Source organism: Exiguobacterium sp. s7 (assembly GCF_018618195.1).
Taxonomy (GTDB): domain Bacteria; phylum Bacillota; class Bacilli; order Exiguobacteriales; family Exiguobacteriaceae; genus Exiguobacterium; species Exiguobacterium mexicanum_A.
This window is the reverse complement of record NZ_JACSLO010000007.1, coordinates 60499-78462: the sequence shown is the minus strand read 5'-3', so window position 1 is coordinate 78462 and position 17964 is coordinate 60499. Positions and strand designations below refer to the sequence as shown.

Sequence of the window (17964 nt, the reverse complement as noted above, 5' to 3'; positions counted from 1 at the left end):
GATTATGAAACGATATGAAGCGATTTTATTCGATGTCGATGATACGTTGCTCGACTTTAAACAGAGCGAGCACGTCGCCTTGGAGCAGTTGCTCGCGGCACACAACGTTCGGATGACGGATGAATTGAAACAACAGTATGTGACGATCAATAACGGATTATGGCGCGCGTTCGAGCGCGGCGAGGTCGGACGGGAAGACGTCTTGATGGGCCGGCACACGCAACTGTTCGACACGCTCGGCATCACGATCGATGCACATGAAGTCGAACAGCGTTATCGCGACCATTTGCACGCCGGGGTGCACATCATCGATGGGGCACTCGAACTCGTCCGTACGCTCAGTGAACAGTATCCGCTCTATATCGTCACGAACGGGGTGACGGAGACTCAGTTCAAGCGGCTCGAAGCCTCGGGACTGCTCCCTTACTTCCAAGACGTGTTCGTCTCGGACGCGACCGGTTCACAAAAGCCAATGAAACCATTTTTTGACTATGTATTTGACCGGGTTCCGAATGTGGCACCGGAACGCGGGCTCATCGTCGGGGACTCGCTGACGGCAGATATCGCCGGCGGGCGCATGTATGGGCTCGACACGTGCTGGTACAATCCGCACGAGATTGCGGCGTCGGTCGAGACGACGTATGAAATTCAAGACTTGCACGAATTGAAGTCGATTCTATCAAGCTCAGCGATCGATAAAGTGGGGCGGCAGTGATTGTGGTAACGCGTAGAGTGTCTCTGGGAAGAGTTTCAAGTCCCGGAGCGCGTCGAGCGGCTGCCAACGATAGATGAGGTGATCGCCTTCCGGTCCGTGGAAGTCTCCATGCCGGAGCGGGAGGTCACCCGATACATAAAAGTACATGCCAATCTCGTGGACCGTGCGTTCCAAATACGTGAAGAAATTTTCGGACACGAAAGCGAACGTCGTTCCCGTCAGTGTCGCTTCGAGTTCTTCTTGCAGTTCACGCGTCAAGGCAAGCTCGGCCTCTTCGCCGATGCCGACACGACCGCCCGGTAACGCCCAAAAGTCATCGTTCACGTTCCGATGAACGAGCAAATGACCGTCCTGGACCCAGATGCCGGCGACGCGATAATTGAACGTGCCGTGCTCGGTCGGAAATACGATATCCATCTTCATCACTCCATTCCTTAAGCTACATCAAGTATACGCCAAGGAGGCAGGTCATGTTTCAATCAAATGAGAGTTATAAAGGCGAGGACTTCCGCGACGAGACGCTCCGTGACATCCAACTCACGCAGACGACGTTCGAGAACTGTCGCTTCACCTATATCGATGCGACCGAGTTTGAGACCGAACAGTGTCGTTTCATCAACTGTGACTTCACCGATTCGAAGTGGAACGCCTCGCGCCACAGCGGCAGCTCGTTCCTGAATTGTCAGTTCAACGGGGCGAATCTGTTTTTGAGCGAGTTCGATCAGTGCAAGATGACGGGTTCGTCGTTCGAGTCATGCACGTTTGAAGGGGTCGTCGTGCGTGAAGGAGATTGGTCGTTCGTCAATCTGCGTCACGCCCCGCTCCGGAAGATGGATTGGTCCGGTGTCCGGTTGACCGAGGCCGATTTATACGGTGCGGATTTGAAAGAATCACGCTGGACGAACGCCGTCTTGTCCCGCGCCGTGTTGCAACACGCAGATTGCACCGGTGCTGATTTTGTAGGGGCCGAGATGGACGGGGTCGATTTTTCGGACGTCATCCTGAAACAAGCGACGCTTGACGTCATGCAGGCCGTCCAAGTCGCCCGCTCGCTCGGGGCGAACGTCATATGACCAATGAGCAAGTGCTCGAGCACTTGACGGCCATGGCCACGGAGCGGGAAGACGTCCGCGTCCTCGTCTTGAACGGGTCGCTCGTCAATCCGCACGTAAAACCAGACCGTTTTCAAGACGTCGATGTCACTTGTTTCGTCGAAGACGTGACCGCGTTCATCGAGGACCGCTCGTGGATGGCGCCGCTCGGTGACGTCTTGATTATGCAGACGCCGGATGAGGTGCCGGGAGGCGACGAATATGAGCATTTTGCGTTTCTCGTCCAGTTTGCAGCGGGTCATCGCGTCGATTTGACCGTCCGCCCTATACGTGACGTGCAGGAAGCGATTCACGCTGACTCACTCAGTCTCGTCCTCATCGATAAAGACGAAATTGCCGGTCAAACAATCCCATCTGATGACACGTACCGCATCAAACGACCGAGCCGATTCGACTATGAGCAGTGTTGGAACGAGTTTTGGTGGGTGTCGCTTTACGTCGTCAAAGGTATCAAGCGGGGTCAACTGTTATACGCTTTCGACCATGTGACAATCATGCGGACGATGCTCCGGCAGATGCTTGCATGGGACGTCGGCTTTGCGACAAACTTTACGGCGAACGGAGGGAAGTCCGGGGATGGGCTTGAGAAGCATCTGGCCCCTGAAGTATGGCAGGCTTATCTTGATACATACACTTTGGTCGAAGTGACAGCGATGGAAACTGCCCATGCGACGTTGGTGGCACAATTTGAACGTGTCAGTCGCAGCGTGGCCGACCAAGCCGGATATCCGTTTGCGGAGATGGAAGCCCGACGAATTCGTGACGCCTTTTCGACGCTTTGGTGTTCAAACGATTAGTTTTCGGTTGAGTCGGGAAAAGCCCCTCTATAGAAGGGGGAATGACGCTTGAATCCGTATACGACGTTCATCGCGCTCCTAGTGGGGAGTTTACTTTTATTTGTCGGCATCCGGACGAAAAAATGGCCGATTTTAGTCGTGGCCTTATTTCCGCTTGGACTTGTCGCCTTCAACATGTATTTGCTGATTACTGGACGTTAGAAGACTGTTTTCTTCAGTCTTCTTTTTTGTATATCGATTTTACAAAAAATGCTGTCGGCAACAAAATCCCGATGGCCGCTTCGAGCAAGGCGAACAACCGGGCCGGACCGATTGGCAGCAGGTCGCCGAATCCGATAGACAGCAACGTGACCCCGCTGAAGTAAAGCAGATTGCGCCAGTTCGGATCGACCGCGTTCATCGTCTCGAGTGACGTCACCAATATGACGCCATCGCGTGAGAGCGCGTAGTAAATCAAGGCAAACCCGATCATGACGCCGAGTAGGCTGACGAACAAGTGGCTGAACAAGCGCATGTCGAAGCCGGTCTGTCTATACGTTTGGCGCCGAAAGAAGGTAAACACGTTCAAGCCGACGAATAATAGGGCAATCGTCAATAAAATGGTATTCACGCCCATTTCTCCCTTCTGTGACAGTCTATACTATGTTGTTTCCCTGATCGTTCACCGTCAAACGGACCGATTCACACCAAGACGGATTCATTCAACAAGGAGGTGTCCGAGTGCGACGATGTTTAGTGAGCGGCTTATTGTTCATCTTCTTTTTAGGAGGATGCACGACGAAAGAGCCGTTTGATTTTGATGAGATCCATTCCTATAAGATTTTTTATAACATGCCGACCGAGGCGATCATTGAAGACATGGCCCGATACGACCTCGTCATCATCGAACCGATTTGGTATACGCCGGAACAGATTGAGACGATCCGCTCGAACGGGACGAAAGTGCTCGGCTATATTAACGTGATGGAAGCAGACACGTGGAATCGGGCGCTCATCGGCCAAATGGACAAAGACGATTTCTTCTATCGGGACGGGGAACGCATCTATTTCCCGAAATGGGATTCGTATTTGACGGATATCAGCTCGTCCGATTTCCGTAAAATTTTAATCCGTGAAATTCAAAAACAAGTCATCAATAAACATCTGGACGGAATTTTTCTCGACACGGTCGGGGATATCGATGACGTCCACCTCGACTATCCGGACGACTTAGAAGAACAGTTGGCTGGGCTCGAGGCCTTTTTACAAGCGATTGAAAAGGCATATCCGGGCGTGCCAGTCGTCCAAAACTGGGGCATCGAGACGCTTGAACGAACGAGTGCGCCTTATGTGGAAGGCTTCATGTGGGAAGGTTTTAACTACACGGAAATCACGTCCGACTCTTGGTCGATGGAGATGCTCGATCGAATGAACGCGATTCAGGACGAATACGGAATCGCTGTCCTCACCGTCTCAGACCAGGAAGAGGCGACAAGTCGGGATATGGCCGAAGCGAACGGATTCATCCATTATCACGAACCGACTTATTACAATACGTGGGATTTTTAGGGGGTAATTAGGGTAAGGGAAGATAAGGGACTATGTATACCTGTTCGAGGGCAGGGGATCATCCCGCACTAAAACTGAAGAGATGTTATCCATGAGGAGGGGATTATCATTCTGTACGCTCAAGACCGTCCATGGCTCAAATGGGTCGAGATTCTTGTCGTGTTCGCGCTATTGATTGGAATCGATTTATTCTTCAGCTTAGGCACGATTCAAAATGAACTGAACTTGTTTTATGTGGCCGCCATCCTGTTCGCCCTCAGGTATGGAACGATTTTCGGCTTAATCAGTTTCGGCATTTTGCTCCTCTATAAAGTGTTATACACCGGCCTAATGGGAGGGGACATCTTCCTGTTGTTCTACGATACAAACTCACTTCTTACACTGTTTTACTACTTCGCCATCACTGTCATCGTCGGGTTGTTCAGCACCTCATTTCGAGAGCGTTACGAAATCAGCCAGTTCCGCAACGAAGAACTGAAAGATGAAAACACGTATTTGAAAGAGACCGTCGATTTACTCAACACTTCGCAAACCACACTTCGTCAAAAACTACTTCAATCCGAGTACAGCTTGAACCAATTGTATGAACTGGCCGTATCGCTTGATTTGCCGCATCCAGAATTGATTCGGAGCGAGACGATTCGCCTATTGAAAAAAACGTTCCTGGCGAGTGACGTCGCGATTTACCACGTCGACCGTTCCCAGAAGTCGATGCGTCTCTTGATTCGCCAAACGGACAAGAAAGAGTTTCCGCAAACGATTTTTCTCGATGAGGCGTCGAGTATGTTCAAACGGTTCTTCCAAGTGCAAGAGACGACGCTCCGTCAACTCGACGACGAGGACACGGACCCGATGTTGCTCGCACCGATCATCGTGGACGGGATGACCCGAGAAGTCGTCGTCATCAAACGGTTGCCGCTTCGGAAATTGACGACCGATGACTTGCACGTTCTCAACATCCTCTTCTCGTGGATTGGCACACGCATTCAAAATGCCGAGAACCTGATTCGTAAAGAGCAGCACGAGAAGATGCATAAAGGTACCTCATTTTATAAGAAAGAAGCGTTCACAGAACTCGTCGCCATCCAAGAACAAAAGAAGATTCACCATGGACAGCCGTATATCGTCCTCGAATATCCGCTCGGGTATGAGCCTGTCTCACTCGAGAGTATCGAGGCCATCGTCCATTCATATTTACGGGAGATCGATGTCGTCGGGTATGACCCGGATGAGAACAAGCTGTTGCTCTTACTCCCAGGAACGAGTGAAGAACACCGTCAACGGATCTATGACCGGATCGAAGGGATTTTGATCCAGAAGGGAGTGTGACGAGATGGAGTCTACCATTCGTCTCGTATTGATCGGGATTTATGTCGTTCATGCACTGCTCGCCTTCGGATTATTGATCGCGTTGAAACGAAGAATGAAAGCGCCGGATTATGGCGTCGCGGTGGCGGCGCTCAGCTTCGGTCTGTTCTTACCGTTTTTGGCCGAACTTGCCGTCTATGCGGTGTATCGGCTTGCTGAACGGTTCGGTCGGAGCGGTCTGATTGAAGACTATGACGACTATATCGACTTCAAGGTCGTCAACTATGAACAGATTCGTCATGAAGCGAGCAGCAGCAGTCATCTGTTACCGCTCACCGACGCCATCAACTCGAAAGATCCAGCTATCCGCAAACACTCGATTTTGACGCACGTCAATCAATCGATTGACCAGCAAGGCAAGTATTTGCAGATGGGACTTGAGAGCACGGACAGCGAGACTGTCCACTACGCCGCGGCGACAATGAACATCTTAATCGATCAATATGAACAAGAATTGAAACACGCCAAACGCGAGTACGACTTAGGTAACCCAGACACGATTCGACGGCTTGCGACGATTTATAAACGCATGATCCATAGTGAACTCATCACCGAGGTCATGTTGAAGGACAAGCGAGGCGCATGGCTGGAAGAATTATTGAAAGCGAAGACGCTCTATCCGCCTTCGCCTTGGATTTACGAAGACTTGAACGAGATTTATCTCACGTTAGAGCGCCCCAAAGAGCAATTGAACATTTTAAAAGAGTACGTCCATCATTTCCCGGAACGCATCGAGGCTCATCTGATGCTTATCAATTACTATTATGAGCGCGAACGTTGGAACGAAGTGAAGGCGGTCATGTTTATGATGCAGACCCAATTCTCACTGGAGGACGTACCGTATGAGTACCGACTGTTGTTTGAAGAATGGAGTGACACGACATCATGGAAAAACGAACTGTAATCTCATTCTCGCTCTTCATCGTCTTATTTTTAGTCGTCGTCGGTGCGATTCAATACTTACGGATCCACTCGCTACACACGTTGTTGCCAAACGTCGCCGAGCAACAGATGAACATCGACCAGTTGAAGAGTGATGCCTCGGCAAAAGCGGGTGAGCATCAGCTTCAAGTTTATCTCGTCCGGGATGAAGGTGATTTGGCGGTCGAAACGGCAGACAACCTGCTGTACGGTCTGCAGTATGCGAAACTTGACGTTCGCGAAGTGAACCCAGGCGCCGTCGGATCGATTGCGCCATCTCCATACACCATCATCATTTTCACGGGTGAAGATACGACAAGATGGCCGTTCGTGGAAATGAAACGTTATGTCGAACAAGGCGGGAACCTCGTCTTTGCGAATCGGTTTAAAGATCCGGCATGGAACGCGTTGACCGGAATTGAAGAAATCGGTGAGTATGTGCCGGATGTATACGGCTTGAATTTCGAGGAGTCGATTTTTCCGGGCTATGTCGACTTGAATCCACCAGACGACTTATTTGTCCATAGCGTCGTCGATTTTGCGATTGCAGACGAGGCCAACGTCATGTTGTCAGCTGAAGGTTTCCCAATCCTTTGGGAATACGAAGTCGGTGAGGGAAACGTCCTTTATTGGAATACGACAATCACCAACCAAAAGATGATCCGCGGTCTGTTCGTGCAGACGCTCGGCACGATGCCGCCGGCGTTCGTCACAGCACAAGCAGCGATCAAGCTCATGTACATCGATGATTTCCCGGCACCGGTCATGGACGGGAAAATGAAAGACGTGTCCTCGACCCCGCTCGATAAATCGGTCAAAGACTTCTTCGCCGAGGATTGGTGGGAAGATATGGTCGATTTGGCGAAAGATGACGATTTGATTTACACGGGTGCCATGATCGGGACGTATGAAGAGGAGATGGAGCTCGTCGACGAACAGTTGATCAAACGGGGTGAGTTCCCAATGCTCTACTTCGGTCGCAAATTGATCGCCCACGGTGGGGAAATCGGACTCCATGGCTATAACCACCAGTCGCTCGTCACGGCCGATGAACCGATTGACCCGACGTACGGGTACATCCCCTGGCAAGATAAAGACGAGATGAAACGGTCATTGCTTCAAGCCGAGTCCGTGTTTGAGAACTATTTCCCGGCCGAGACGCTCAAGTCATATGTCCCGCCGTCGAACGCGCTCAACCGGACTGGGGTCGATGCGATCGCCGAAGCGTTGCCAGAACTGCGCACGATTGCTTCGCTCTACACGGGGGAGCCGGAGAGCGGAGACTTCGTCCAAGAATTCGAATTTGATGCGACGCATCCGAACTTGTACCATTTCCCGCGTGTGACAAGCGATTACGGGGAAGAGCGCGGATCGATTTTTCAAATAGTCGATGCAATCGCCAACTTCGGTGTGTTTTCCCACTTCATTCACCCGGATGATGTCATCGACCCCGACCGGGCCTTCGGTCGGGATTGGGATACGATGTTCGCGAGTCTTCGCAAAATCGTCCATGACGTGAAAGATCAATATCCGCACCTCGAGGCATATACGCAACACTACGCGACCGAAAAGATGATCACATACCAACAAGCTGATTTGAACGTCACGTTTGATGAGTCGACCGTCTATTTGGCCGGGGAAGGTCTCGTCAACCCCTCTCATTTCACGATTCGCCTCAAACCAGGCCAATCACTTGAGACGGGAGAGTTTGACTTTGGGACGGTCGAACAATGGGAAGCCGACCGTCCGCTCTACCTTGTCAAACTGACATCGGCGAACGCTGAAATCGCCATCAAGGGGGAAGCGCAATGAGAATCGGACTCGTATTAGAGGGCAGTTATCCATACGTGAGCGGAGGCGTCTCAAGTTGGACGCAGACGTTGATTGAGGCGATGCCCGAAGTGTCGTTTGAAATCATTTCGATTCAACCGACCGAGAAGCGTCCGGAAGAGATGAAATATGTGTTCCCACCGAACGTCTCCGGCATCACCCATCTATATTTGAGCGACGTGGGCGAGCGGGCGAAAGGGCGATTAAAGTGGGGCGCTGAGGACGAACAGAACGTATCGGACTGGCTCATGTTGAAAAGTCCGAACCGGCATGCGCTTCGTTTGCTTGGGAAAGAAGTGCCTTCAAGTCAGGCGTTTTTCGCAAGCGAGTTCTTTTGGAAAAATGTCAAGGCGGCCTACGCCGAGGAAATGAACGGGGGTTCGTTCATCGACTATTTCTGGATGTGGCAGAGTATGTACACTCCGATTTTACGGGTGCTCCATCAACCGCTCCCGAAAGTCGACCTCGTTCATTCCGTGTCAACGGGTTATGCCGGTGTGGTCGCGTCCTACATGAAGGAGACGCAAGGGATTCCGTTCATCTTGACGGAGCACGGCATCTACTCGCGGGAACGCGAGGAGGAAATTTTACAGTCGTATTGGATTCCGGCGCCGTATAAGCCGAGGTGGGTCCGTTTCTTTCACCATTTGTCGCGTGAGGCCTATAACGCGGCCGATGAGATCATCACCTTGTTCGAGCGGAACCGCGAATATCAGGAGTGGATTGGCGCCCCGAGCGAGAAGACGAAAATCATCGCCAACGGCATCGCCGATCGACAAATCCAGGCGACGGTCGATCGCCCTGAGCACGATCTCTTTCAAATCGGGGCCATCGTCCGCTTGGTGCCAATCAAAGATTTGAAGACGATGATTTACGCCGCCAAGATTTTGCAGGAGCGGCATCGTCTGTTCAAACTGACGATCATGGGACCGCTCGATGAGGATGAAGAATATGCGGAAGAGTGCCGTCTGCTCATCGAACAGAGCGGACTGAACGATTATGTCGAGCTTGTCGGAAAGGTTGATGTCCAAGCCTATTTGCCGAAGTTTGATTTACTTCTGTTGACGAGTATCTCGGAAGGTCAACCGCTCGCGATTCTTGAAGGAATGGCAGCCGGCATCCCGTGGGTCGCGACCGATGTCGGGGCTTGTTCCGAGCTCCTGTACGGCCGAGAAGACGACCCGTTCGGTCCAGCCGGATTTATCGTGCCCCCGGTTCATCCGGAAGCGGTCGCGGACAAGGTCGAGTGGATGATGGATTATCCGCAGGAGCGGATGCGTTTCGGTAAGAACGGGCGGGAGCGGGTCCGTCAATACTATCGTCTCCAACAAGTCGTGGACCGCTACAAAGCCATCTATGAAACGAGGAGGGAACAGTATGGCGGGCATCGGGTTTAAGCTGCAGAAGTTGTTCCAAGAAGACTACTATTCGTCCAGGTTGAAGGCGTACACGTTCTCGGGCCTCGTCACATCCGGACCGTGGTTGATCGTCATCTTGGTCGTCGGGACGATTCAATGGTTGGCGTTCCAAATGCCGACGTTATCGCTCGCCGAACGGACGCTTTTCATGATCTCGGTCTCGTACGCGTTCATCTTCTCGCAAATCTTGTTCAGCTTCCAACAGCTCGTCGTCACCCGATATGTGGCGGACTTGTTTTACGAGAAGAAGGCACATGAGATTTTCCCGGTCTTCACCGGGATGCTCAAAGTGACGATCCTCGCCGCGACGATTCTGTACAGTATCTTTTGGCTATTGTCGCCGCTCGATTTTCTGTACAAACTGACGTTGTTCGTTTTATTCATGACGATCAATGTCATCTGGGTCATGTTCTTGTTCTTGAGTGCCGCCAAGTATTATCAAGCGGTGGCCTATAGCTTCTTGCTGGGCGGACTCATCTCGGTCGGGAGCGTCTATGCGATTAGCCGTCTCATGGTCAATCCGTCGAGTCTCGAGCTGTTGCTCGGTTTCACGGTCGGGATGATTGTGACGTTGTTCGGGTTGTTCTTCGCGATGCTCCGGACGTTCCCGCTCCGTTACGCGGTGAAAGAGTTCTCGTACTTCAAGTACTTCGACCGCTATCCAGACTTGTTCGCCATCGGCGTGTTGTACGTGCTCGGGATTTGGGTCACGAATTTCATCATCTGGTTCGGTGAAGGACGTGTGATCGTCGCGGACTCGTTCTTGTTCAACCCGTATTATGACACGGCCATCTTTTGGTCGTACTTGACGATCATCCCGACGCAACTCCTGTTCGTCGTCGCCGTCGAGACTCGGTTTTATGAGCGCTACCGTACGTTTTATGGATTGATTAACTACGGCGGGGCGCTCCATCAAATCGAGAAAGCGAAACAGACGATGACGTCGGTGCTGAAAAATGAGTTGATTCGACTCGCGCGGAGCCAAGGCGTCGTGACGTTGTTCGCCATCCTCATGGCAGGCGTGTTCGTCAGTTGGATCGGCGTCCCGGATGAGATCGGTCAAATCTTTCGGATGACGACGCTCGCGGCGTTCGCGAACGCGATGATTCTCATCTTGACGTTGTTGTTGCTCTATTTCGAGGATCGACGCGGGGCATTGTTCGTCAACATCTCGTTCTTCACGTTGAATGCGTTGTTCACGCTCTTGCTCTTGCCGCGCGGCATCGATTGGTACGGCGTCGGCTTTGCCGTCAGCACGACAATCACGTTCTTCTTGGCCGGCCTGCGTTTGATCTATTACATGGGCAAAGTCGATTATTACGTGTTCGCGGCCTCGAATCGACGCAAGCTTGGTACCGAACGGTTCTCCCAAATGGGGACGTTGTTGAACCGTCACTTCTCGCGATAAAGGGTTTTCAACAAAGATAAAGACTGATATGATGTGGTCGTAGACGACCGAATTTCATAATGTTTACCACTAGGGGAGTCGCGTGACGCGGCTGAGATGGACGAGGTCCAGACCCTTTGAACCTGATCTAGTTCACGCTAGCGTAGGGAAGTGGGCGAACCGATTGTTCTCGTACACTTTGTGTAAATCCGACGCCGCTTCCGTTATGGGAGGCGGCGTCTTTTTTTATAACAAAGGAGGAGACATGAATGACATTCACCGCACATCTTCGACAAGAGGCCGATGCCTTGTTTCAAGCCAGCTTTGACCATCCGTTCGTCCGCGAGCTCGGAACGGGTGAACTCGACGAGGCGAAATTTCGGCATTACGTCATGCAAGACTCATATTATTTGAACCAGTTCTCCAAAGTGCAGGCGAAAGGCGCGACCCTCGCCCCGAACATGGAAGTAGCGAGCCGCTTTTTGACGCACGCGCTTCATACGATTGAAGCGGAGCATGCGTTGCACCGTGAGTTTTTCACCTTGCTCAACGTGACGGAGGCGGAGTGGGCGACGTTTGAGCCGGCCCCGACGGCTTACGCCTATGCGCTCCATATGCAACAGGCCGGTCCGACGCTCGGTGATGTGCTCGCGTCGATTTTGCCGTGCTACTGGGTCTATTATGAGATCGGGGAGCGATTAAAAGATGCGACACCCGATCATCCGATTTATGCGACGTGGATTGCGACGTACGGTTCGGAATGGTTCCGCGATCTCGTCGAGGAACAGCTTGAACGGCTCGACGTGCTCGCCGGACAAGCGACAGCGGAAGAACGGGTCCGGTATCAACAGCTGTTCTTGAAGAGTTGTTATTATGAGCATGCGTTTTGGGAAATGGCGTGGACGCTCGAGTCGTGGGATTTACCGGCGGGGGTGACACGATGAAGCGCGACTTATGGGACAAAGTCAGAGCCGAACGGCCACTCATCCATAACATTACGAATATCGTCGTCGCTAACTTTTCGGCGAACGGGTTGCTCGCCATCGGCGCTGCGCCGGTGATGGCGTCAGCCGTCGAAGAAGTCGCGGACATGGCGTCTGCGAGCGATGCGCTCGTACTCAATATCGGCACACTCGATGCGACGACGGAACGTACGATGATTCGAGCCGGACAGGCGGCGAATGAATCGAGCCGGCCGGTCGTCTTCGATCCGGTCGGTGTCGGGGCGACCGCGTTTCGACGTGACGTCGCTACATCCATTTTGCAACACGTCCGCGTGACGGTCATCCGAGGCAATGCCGGAGAAATCGCGACATTGATTGGTCTCGACGCGGCGGCGCGCGGCGTGGACGCTGGGGAAACGCGGGTTGATTTGAATCACATCGCACGCGCGGCGGCACGACGCTACAACTGTGTCGTTGCCGTGACCGGAGAGACGGATGTCGTCAGCGACGGGGACGCGACGATTGAAATCAAAGGCGGCACCGCAGCAATGGCCCGGACGACAGGGACCGGTTGTTTACTCAGTGCGGTCGTCGGTGCGTTCCTTGCGGTCGAATCCGACGCGTTGACGGCCACGGCGACAGCGCTCGCCGGATATGCGCGGTGCGGCGAACTGGCTACCGCTTTGGCGGATGGACCGGGCGACTTCCCCGTTCATTTCTTGAATGAACTCGGCAAGATGACAGCCGTCGAGTTGCCGAGCGACCGCATTGAGGTGGTGTCATGATGCGGCCGCAAGTATTGACGATTGCCGGTTCGGACTCTGGCGGGGGAGCAGGAATCCAAGCCGATTTGAAGACGTTTCAAGAGCTAGAGGTGTTCGGGACGAGCGTTCTGACGGCCGTCACCGCTCAAAATACGCACGGGGTGCATGGGGTCGAAGCGGTGTCGCCGGAACTCATCACGCAACAACTCGATGCAATCGGTTCGGACTTTTCGATCGCAGCATGTAAGACCGGGATGTTATTTGATGCGGCGCGCATCGAGGCGGTCGCTACCGGGGTGAAACGTCATGTCTTCAACCGACTCGTCGTCGACCCGGTCATGATTGCGAAAGGAGGGGCCCCGCTTTTACAGGACACGGCGGTCGATGCGCTCAAGACCTCCTTGTTGCCACTCGCGACAGTCGTCACACCGAACGTGCCGGAAGCGGAAGTGCTGACCGGGTTGACGATTCGATCGTTTAATGATCGTCTCGAGGCGGCTCGGCGGATGTTAGCGTACGGCGTGCGCGCGGTTATTTTAAAAGGCGGCCATCTCGAAGGTGAAACTGCCGAAGACTTGATCATGATGGAGTCGGAAGTGTTCCTTCTCTCGGCCCCGCGCATCCAGACGAGCGATACGCACGGTACCGGTTGTACATTTTCGGCGGCGCTTACAGCGGAACTTGCCAAAGGTCGTTCTATCATGGAGGCGGCGGTGACGGCGAAGCGGTTCATTCAAAGCGCCATCACCCATGGCCTCGAGATCGGCGCCGGACACGGACCGACGAACCATTGGGCATATGTGGCGTATGGAGAGGAGGGTGTGACGATTGAATCCATCAAGGCGGGCACTCGCTGAACAGTTGCGGCTTTACTTCGTATGCGGGACACCGAACACGAAAGACATGTTACGGACGGTCGAAATGGCACTCCAATGTGGCGTGACATGTTTTCAATTTCGTGAAAAAGGTAAAGAGGCACTGTATGGGGATAAAAAAGAAGCGATGGCAAGGACCCTGCAAGCACTTTGTCGTTCGTACGACGTCCCGTTCATCATCAACGACGATGTCGAACTGGCGGCGCGCATTGATGCGGACGGCGTGCATATCGGACAAGACGATGCCGAGGCCGTAATCGTTCGGGAGCGGATTGGTCCAGATAAGTGGCTCGGTGTCTCGGTCCACACGCTCGAAGAAGCGGCAGCAGCCATCGAGCATGCGGATTATGTAGGCATTGGCCCAATTTACCCGACGACTTCGAAAGAAGATGCCGGGGCAGTGAACGGGACGACACTCATCCGCCAAGTCCGAGACATGTATCGAGAGCTGCCAATCGTGGGGATTGGCGGCATTTTACCGGAACATGTCCCGATGATTCGGAACGACGGGGCGGACGGCGTCGCCGTCATCTCAGCCATCGCTTCTGCACCGGATGTGGCCATAGCCACACGGCGTTTCGCTTGTCTCTGAATTCAAATCGAGGAGGAAGACAGATGAACGTATTTGTAATAGGCGCGAATGGACAGATTGGAAAACAGCTCGTGGAACGATTGCACGAGGAAGGGAAACACCAAGTCACGGCGATGGTTCGAAAACAAGAGCAACTCGATGACTTCACATCAAAAGGCTATCAGGCCGTCCTAGGCGACCTCGAAGGTGACGTCTCGTCACTTGAACAAGCAATGTCTGGCATGGACGTGGTCGTCTTCGCGGCCGGTTCAGGTGGTAGCACCGGAGCCGACAAGACGCTCCTGATTGACCTTGACGGCGCGGCGAAAAGCATCGAGGCTGCCAAGAACGGGAATGTTAAACAGTTCGTCATGGTGAGCGCCTTGAAAGCGGAAGATCGTTCGGCATGGCCGGAAGAGATGAAACCATATTATGTGGCGAAGCACCATGCGGATCGTCTGCTCGAGGAGAGCGGGCTTACGTATACGATCGTCCGTCCGGGCGCTCTCACAGATGACGCCGGCACCGGCAAAGTGAAGACGGGCGACGTCTCGACAGGTGAGATTCCGCGTGCAGACGTGGCGGCCTTCTTGGCACATCTCATTGGTCATGACGCAGCCCACAATCAAGCGATTGACCTCGTCAAAGGTGACACGGCGATTGAGGACACATTATAAACGAGATGACGACAGCGAGCGGACTTGGTTCCGCTCGCTTTTTGTATGGATGTGTCCGTGAACTCGACAAAGGATTCGCTTCGACCGATAGAGAAAGTAAGAGATGGATTTGTTAGAAGAAAGGGGTCTATCCATGACCGCATTATTTCTCTATATGGCCGTTTACTTGCTTCCGGCTTTTCTATTGAGTCACCTTGCTCTTGACGTATTGGTTCGGTAACGCCGGAATTTTGATTTTCGTCTGTTCGGTCCACTTCATTGTCAAAGTGACGGGCGTCGGGGCGAAGTTACCGAGATGGATTTATCCGTATGCCATTTATTTGCCGCTCGTCCCGGTCGCGTTGACGTTCATCCGTCAAGAGAACATCTTGAACAGTCAGCGTTTCGACCAAGTCGGTGTCTGGATTTATCCTGAGTTCAACGCGTCTTATTTGACGACGATGACCGTCGGTAACGTGTTTCATTTTCTTGTGATTCTATTATTGATGTATGCCCTTAAGCGGTCCGAGCGCTTCGAGCATCATCGTGTCCTGCGCTTGTCGTCATCGACCTCGACGGCTTTAAAGGAATCAACGACACGTACGGCCATCAAGTCGGCGATGATTTTCTCATTCATCTCGGTGAGTTGCTTGAGATGGCGACGCCGGAAGCGGGACTGGCCTCGCGCGTCGGCGGGGATGAGTTCTATATGTATGTGCCGAACGTCGATGCAGATGACATCGTTGCGTTCGTCGAGCGCTTGCAGTCGCTGCTGACGGAGCGACCGTTCCGGCTTGGACATGAGACGATTCCGATTCGAGCGAGCATCGGGGTCAGTGTCGCACCGGATCAAGGGGAGGACTTGGACACGCTCATCCATAAAGCTGATCAGGCGATGTATCAAATCAAGCAACACGGTAAAAACGACTATGCGATTTATGACGAGGTGTTACACGGACCGAAATAACGGGAACGAGAATGAAGATGGCAATTTGATAGAGGAGGAGACAATATGACTGAAAAACCGTTAGTGACGATGCGAGCCGAAGGGGAAGCGACGAGTGTGAAGACGACGGTGCATGTGCGTGACCTCGAACCGTTCGTCGTCGATGAACCGGAACGTCTCGGCGGGACGGACGCCGGTCCGAACCCGCTCGAATATTTGCTTGGGGGCGTTGTCGTCGTGTACGACAATCATGATTGCCTACGTGGCGCAAGACCAAGATTTCAACTATGACGGGGTGACGTTCGTGACCGAAGGAACGCTCGACCCGCGCGGCTTCCAAGGCGTTGAAGGAGTACGGACGTATTTTGAGAAAGTACACGTCAACATCGTCCTCGATACGACCGAATCGGATGAACGGATTGCGGCGCTCCAAAAAGGCGTTGAGGCTCGTTGTCCAATCCACAATTTAATGCATGCGGCCAACGTCGACATCACGGCGACGTGGACACGGAAGTGAGGATGGGGCGACCCATCCTTTTTTTGATGTAGACAGGAATGTTTGCCGACGAGCACGAACAAAAAGAGACGTGAGAAAGGAGGTTGTCATGGATATTCGCCCGATGACACAGCAAGACGCCCGCGCGATTCAAGCGTGGACGTACGAGGCACCGTATGATTTCTATAACCAAGAAGCTTCAGCGGAAGGGCTGGATGAACTGATGGCGTATCAGGTCGTCCATGACGAGGCGTTGATCGGTTTCTATTGTCTCGGCACGTACGCACAAGTGCCGAACGATACATACGTCTACGATGACACATGCGTCGACCTCGGGCTCGGCATGCGCCCGGATCGAACGGGACGGGGACACGGGCGTACGTTCGTCCGGTTGGTGATGCAAGAAGCGGCGCACGAAGGCAAACCGCTCCGGTTGACGGTGGCCGCGTTCAATGAGCGGGCCATCCATCTCTATGAGCAGCTCGGGTTTCGACGGGTCACTTCGTTTGAAAAAGGGGCGACCCGTTTTCTCGTCATGACCCGATAATCAGCCGTACTGTTTCTGATGGGCTTTCTTTCGCTTCAAATAGTCCTCGTCCGCCCGAAGCTGGTCCCATCGCTCTTTGAAGATGCGGGCCGATTCCGCTTTCTCCTCGTCGATTTGTCGGTCGTGGAGATCGCCGTCGTCCTTATATTTTCGTCCACCTTTATAGTTGGCGTAACGTCTCGCCCGGGTATAGCCCATCTGGATGAATTTGCGGGCCATATCCATTCCGACGAAATCATCGTTGGCCCGGTATTTTTCGAATAGCTCCATGATTTCATCGGCGGACTGTTTGGCGATGTCAGGCGTCTTGAAGCGCCAATGGGGGAGAATTTCACTTTTATACGGTTCGACGAGCAGGACGCCTTGCTCGCCGCGTCCGACCCGATACAGCTCGGGGTGTTCGCGGAAATCAATCGTTTCAAAATCTAAATCATAATCAAATGGCATCGTCATCCCTCCTCATGGATTCATTCCCGGAACGAATCCGAGGGAAACGACAGAAAGGAAGAACAAGATGATTCAACTTGATACAGACCGGCTCCGGTTGCGGGCGTTTCAGCTCGAGGACGCTGAACAGATGTTTCACTATGCAAAAGACGAGCGGGTCGGACCGAAAGCGGGCTGGGCGCCGCACCAGTCGGTCGAGGAGACGCGTGACGTCATCCAACTGTTCCAACAAGACCAAGACGTCTGGGCCATCACACTGAAAAAGACAGGTGAGGTGATCGGCAGCCTCGGGTTGCACGACCGCCGACCGGACCCTGAGATTCAGCATGACCGGCAGCGCGAGATTGGGTATGTTCTCAGCCCGGACCATTGGGGGCAAGGGTACATCCCGGAGGCCGTCCACGAAGTGATGCGGCACGGTTTTGACGACCTCGGACTTGAACGCATCTGGTGCGGTCATTTCGACTTCAACGACCAGTCGCGCCGCGTCGTCGAGAAGACAGGCTTCACGTACGCGTTCACGACATCCCAACAGTTGACGCGCTTGGATGGGCGCACTGTGCAGAGCCTCATTTACGTCGTGACGAAAGACGAGTATGAGGAACGCCGGGCTCAATGATGA

At 53.2% G+C, this 17964-nt stretch carries 23 protein-coding genes and 1 riboswitch; of the genes, 20 read left to right on the top strand and 3 right to left on the bottom strand.

Annotated features, from left to right (window positions below; genetic code table 11):
• Window positions 1-4: 4 nt before the first annotated feature.
• Window positions 5-715: a YjjG family noncanonical pyrimidine nucleotidase gene (locus KNP79_RS10280; RefSeq protein WP_034779634.1), complete on the top strand. Its 711-nt coding sequence runs from the start codon at window positions 5-7 to the stop codon at window positions 713-715.
• On the opposite strand, the gene KNP79_RS10275 is transcribed toward KNP79_RS10280, so the two are convergent.
• Window positions 686-1132 (bottom strand): NUDIX hydrolase, encoded by a 447-nt coding sequence (locus tag KNP79_RS10275; protein ID WP_021065918.1) that lies wholly within the window; start codon window positions 1130-1132, stop codon window positions 686-688. The genes KNP79_RS10280 and KNP79_RS10275 overlap by 30 nt on opposite strands.
• Window positions 1133-1185: 53 nt before the next feature.
• Here KNP79_RS10275 and KNP79_RS10270 point away from each other — a divergent pair, with 53 nt between their 5' ends.
• The 3 genes from KNP79_RS10270 to KNP79_RS10260 are packed head-to-tail and all read left to right on the top strand — an operon-like array spanning window position 1186 to window position 2825.
• Window positions 1186-1788, top strand: coding sequence for a pentapeptide repeat-containing protein (locus KNP79_RS10270; protein WP_029594498.1), 603 nt, complete (start codon window positions 1186-1188; stop codon window positions 1786-1788).
• A complete protein-coding gene (locus tag KNP79_RS10265; protein WP_215192266.1) occupies window positions 1785-2624 on the top strand; it encodes an aminoglycoside 6-adenylyltransferase in 840 nt (279 codons plus the stop codon). The genes KNP79_RS10270 and KNP79_RS10265 overlap by 4 nt, the downstream gene beginning before the upstream one ends.
• A gap of 48 nt (window positions 2625-2672) precedes the next feature.
• Entirely contained in the window at window positions 2673-2825 is a 153-nt protein-coding gene (locus KNP79_RS10260) for a hypothetical protein (RefSeq protein WP_034779628.1), read from the top strand.
• Window positions 2826-2838: 13 nt separating this feature from the next.
• Here the strand turns inward: KNP79_RS10260 and KNP79_RS10255 are convergent, their stop codons facing one another.
• Window positions 2839-3240, bottom strand: a complete 402-nt coding sequence (locus tag KNP79_RS10255; RefSeq protein ID WP_084592883.1) for an ion channel — start codon at window positions 3238-3240, stop codon at window positions 2839-2841.
• Window positions 3241-3344: 104 nt separating this feature from the next.
• On the opposite strand from KNP79_RS10255, the gene KNP79_RS10250 reads away from it, so the two are divergent.
• The 15 genes from KNP79_RS10250 to KNP79_RS10185 all read left to right on the top strand — a co-directional run bounded on the left by KNP79_RS10250 (window position 3345) and on the right by KNP79_RS10185 (window position 16895).
• On the top strand, window positions 3345-4172 hold the full coding sequence (locus KNP79_RS10250) for a glycoside hydrolase family 191 protein (RefSeq protein ID WP_240731278.1): 828 nt from the start codon (window positions 3345-3347) through the stop codon (window positions 4170-4172).
• A gap of 171 nt (window positions 4173-4343) precedes the next feature.
• Window positions 4344-5501: a GAF domain-containing protein gene (locus KNP79_RS10245; RefSeq protein WP_215192264.1), complete on the top strand. Its 1158-nt coding sequence runs from the start codon at window positions 4344-4346 to the stop codon at window positions 5499-5501.
• Window positions 5502-5505: 4 nt separating this feature from the next.
• Window positions 5506-6444: a tetratricopeptide repeat protein gene (locus tag KNP79_RS10240; RefSeq protein WP_214823412.1), complete on the top strand. Its 939-nt coding sequence runs from the start codon at window positions 5506-5508 to the stop codon at window positions 6442-6444.
• Window positions 6426-8273 (top strand): DUF2194 domain-containing protein, encoded by a 1848-nt coding sequence (locus KNP79_RS10235; RefSeq protein WP_215192262.1) that lies wholly within the window; start codon window positions 6426-6428, stop codon window positions 8271-8273. Before KNP79_RS10240 ends, KNP79_RS10235 begins: the two co-directional genes overlap by 19 nt.
• The gene (pelF, locus tag KNP79_RS10230) at window positions 8270-9688 is read left to right on the top strand and encodes a GT4 family glycosyltransferase PelF (protein ID WP_138858631.1); all 1419 of its coding nucleotides are present in this window, start codon (window positions 8270-8272) and stop codon (window positions 9686-9688) included. Before KNP79_RS10235 ends, pelF begins: the two co-directional genes overlap by 4 nt.
• Entirely contained in the window at window positions 9669-11117 is a 1449-nt protein-coding gene (pelG, locus tag KNP79_RS10225) for an exopolysaccharide Pel transporter PelG (RefSeq protein ID WP_138858632.1), read from the top strand. Before pelF ends, pelG begins: the two co-directional genes overlap by 20 nt.
• Before the next feature lie 61 nt (window positions 11118-11178).
• Window positions 11179-11283, top strand: a riboswitch (TPP riboswitch).
• A gap of 82 nt (window positions 11284-11365) precedes the next feature.
• Window positions 11366-12040 (top strand): thiaminase II, encoded by a 675-nt coding sequence (gene tenA, locus KNP79_RS10220; RefSeq protein ID WP_214796513.1) that lies wholly within the window; start codon window positions 11366-11368, stop codon window positions 12038-12040.
• On the top strand, window positions 12037-12825 hold the full coding sequence (gene thiM, locus KNP79_RS10215; protein ID WP_214753465.1) for a hydroxyethylthiazole kinase: 789 nt from the start codon (window positions 12037-12039) through the stop codon (window positions 12823-12825). The genes tenA and thiM overlap by 4 nt, the downstream gene beginning before the upstream one ends.
• The gene (gene thiD, locus KNP79_RS10210) at window positions 12825-13661 is read left to right on the top strand and encodes a bifunctional hydroxymethylpyrimidine kinase/phosphomethylpyrimidine kinase (protein ID WP_215192260.1); all 837 of its coding nucleotides are present in this window, start codon (window positions 12825-12827) and stop codon (window positions 13659-13661) included. The genes thiM and thiD overlap by 1 nt, the downstream gene beginning before the upstream one ends.
• Window positions 13633-14271: a thiamine phosphate synthase gene (gene thiE / locus KNP79_RS10205; protein WP_215192258.1), complete on the top strand. Its 639-nt coding sequence runs from the start codon at window positions 13633-13635 to the stop codon at window positions 14269-14271. The genes thiD and thiE overlap by 29 nt, the downstream gene beginning before the upstream one ends.
• Window positions 14272-14294: 23 nt before the next feature.
• The gene (locus KNP79_RS10200; RefSeq protein ID WP_034779608.1) at window positions 14295-14927 is read left to right on the top strand and encodes an SDR family oxidoreductase; all 633 of its coding nucleotides are present in this window, start codon (window positions 14295-14297) and stop codon (window positions 14925-14927) included.
• Window positions 14928-15471: 544 nt separating this feature from the next.
• Window positions 15472-15873 carry a GGDEF domain-containing protein gene (locus tag KNP79_RS15740; protein WP_371743430.1) on the top strand — a complete coding sequence of 134 codons (402 nt, stop codon included), beginning with the start codon at window positions 15472-15474 and terminating at the stop codon, window positions 15871-15873.
• A gap of 45 nt (window positions 15874-15918) precedes the next feature.
• Window positions 15919-16143, top strand: a complete 225-nt coding sequence (locus tag KNP79_RS15735) for an OsmC family protein (RefSeq protein ID WP_240731279.1) — start codon at window positions 15919-15921, stop codon at window positions 16141-16143.
• Entirely contained in the window at window positions 16103-16369 is a 267-nt protein-coding gene (locus KNP79_RS15730; protein ID WP_251132942.1) for an OsmC family protein, read from the top strand. Before KNP79_RS15735 ends, KNP79_RS15730 begins: the two co-directional genes overlap by 41 nt.
• Window positions 16370-16457: 88 nt before the next feature.
• On the top strand, window positions 16458-16895 hold the full coding sequence (locus KNP79_RS10185) for a GNAT family N-acetyltransferase (RefSeq protein ID WP_138858637.1): 438 nt from the start codon (window positions 16458-16460) through the stop codon (window positions 16893-16895).
• Here the strand turns inward: KNP79_RS10185 and KNP79_RS10180 are convergent, their stop codons facing one another.
• A complete protein-coding gene (locus KNP79_RS10180; protein ID WP_138858638.1) occupies window positions 16896-17342 on the bottom strand; it encodes a DUF4385 domain-containing protein in 447 nt (148 codons plus the stop codon). It lies immediately after the preceding gene.
• A gap of 67 nt (window positions 17343-17409) precedes the next feature.
• Here KNP79_RS10180 and KNP79_RS10175 point away from each other — a divergent pair, with 67 nt between their 5' ends.
• Window positions 17410-17961 carry a GNAT family N-acetyltransferase gene (locus KNP79_RS10175; RefSeq protein ID WP_215192256.1) on the top strand — a complete coding sequence of 184 codons (552 nt, stop codon included), beginning with the start codon at window positions 17410-17412 and terminating at the stop codon, window positions 17959-17961.
• Window positions 17962-17964: the final 3 nt, after the last annotated feature.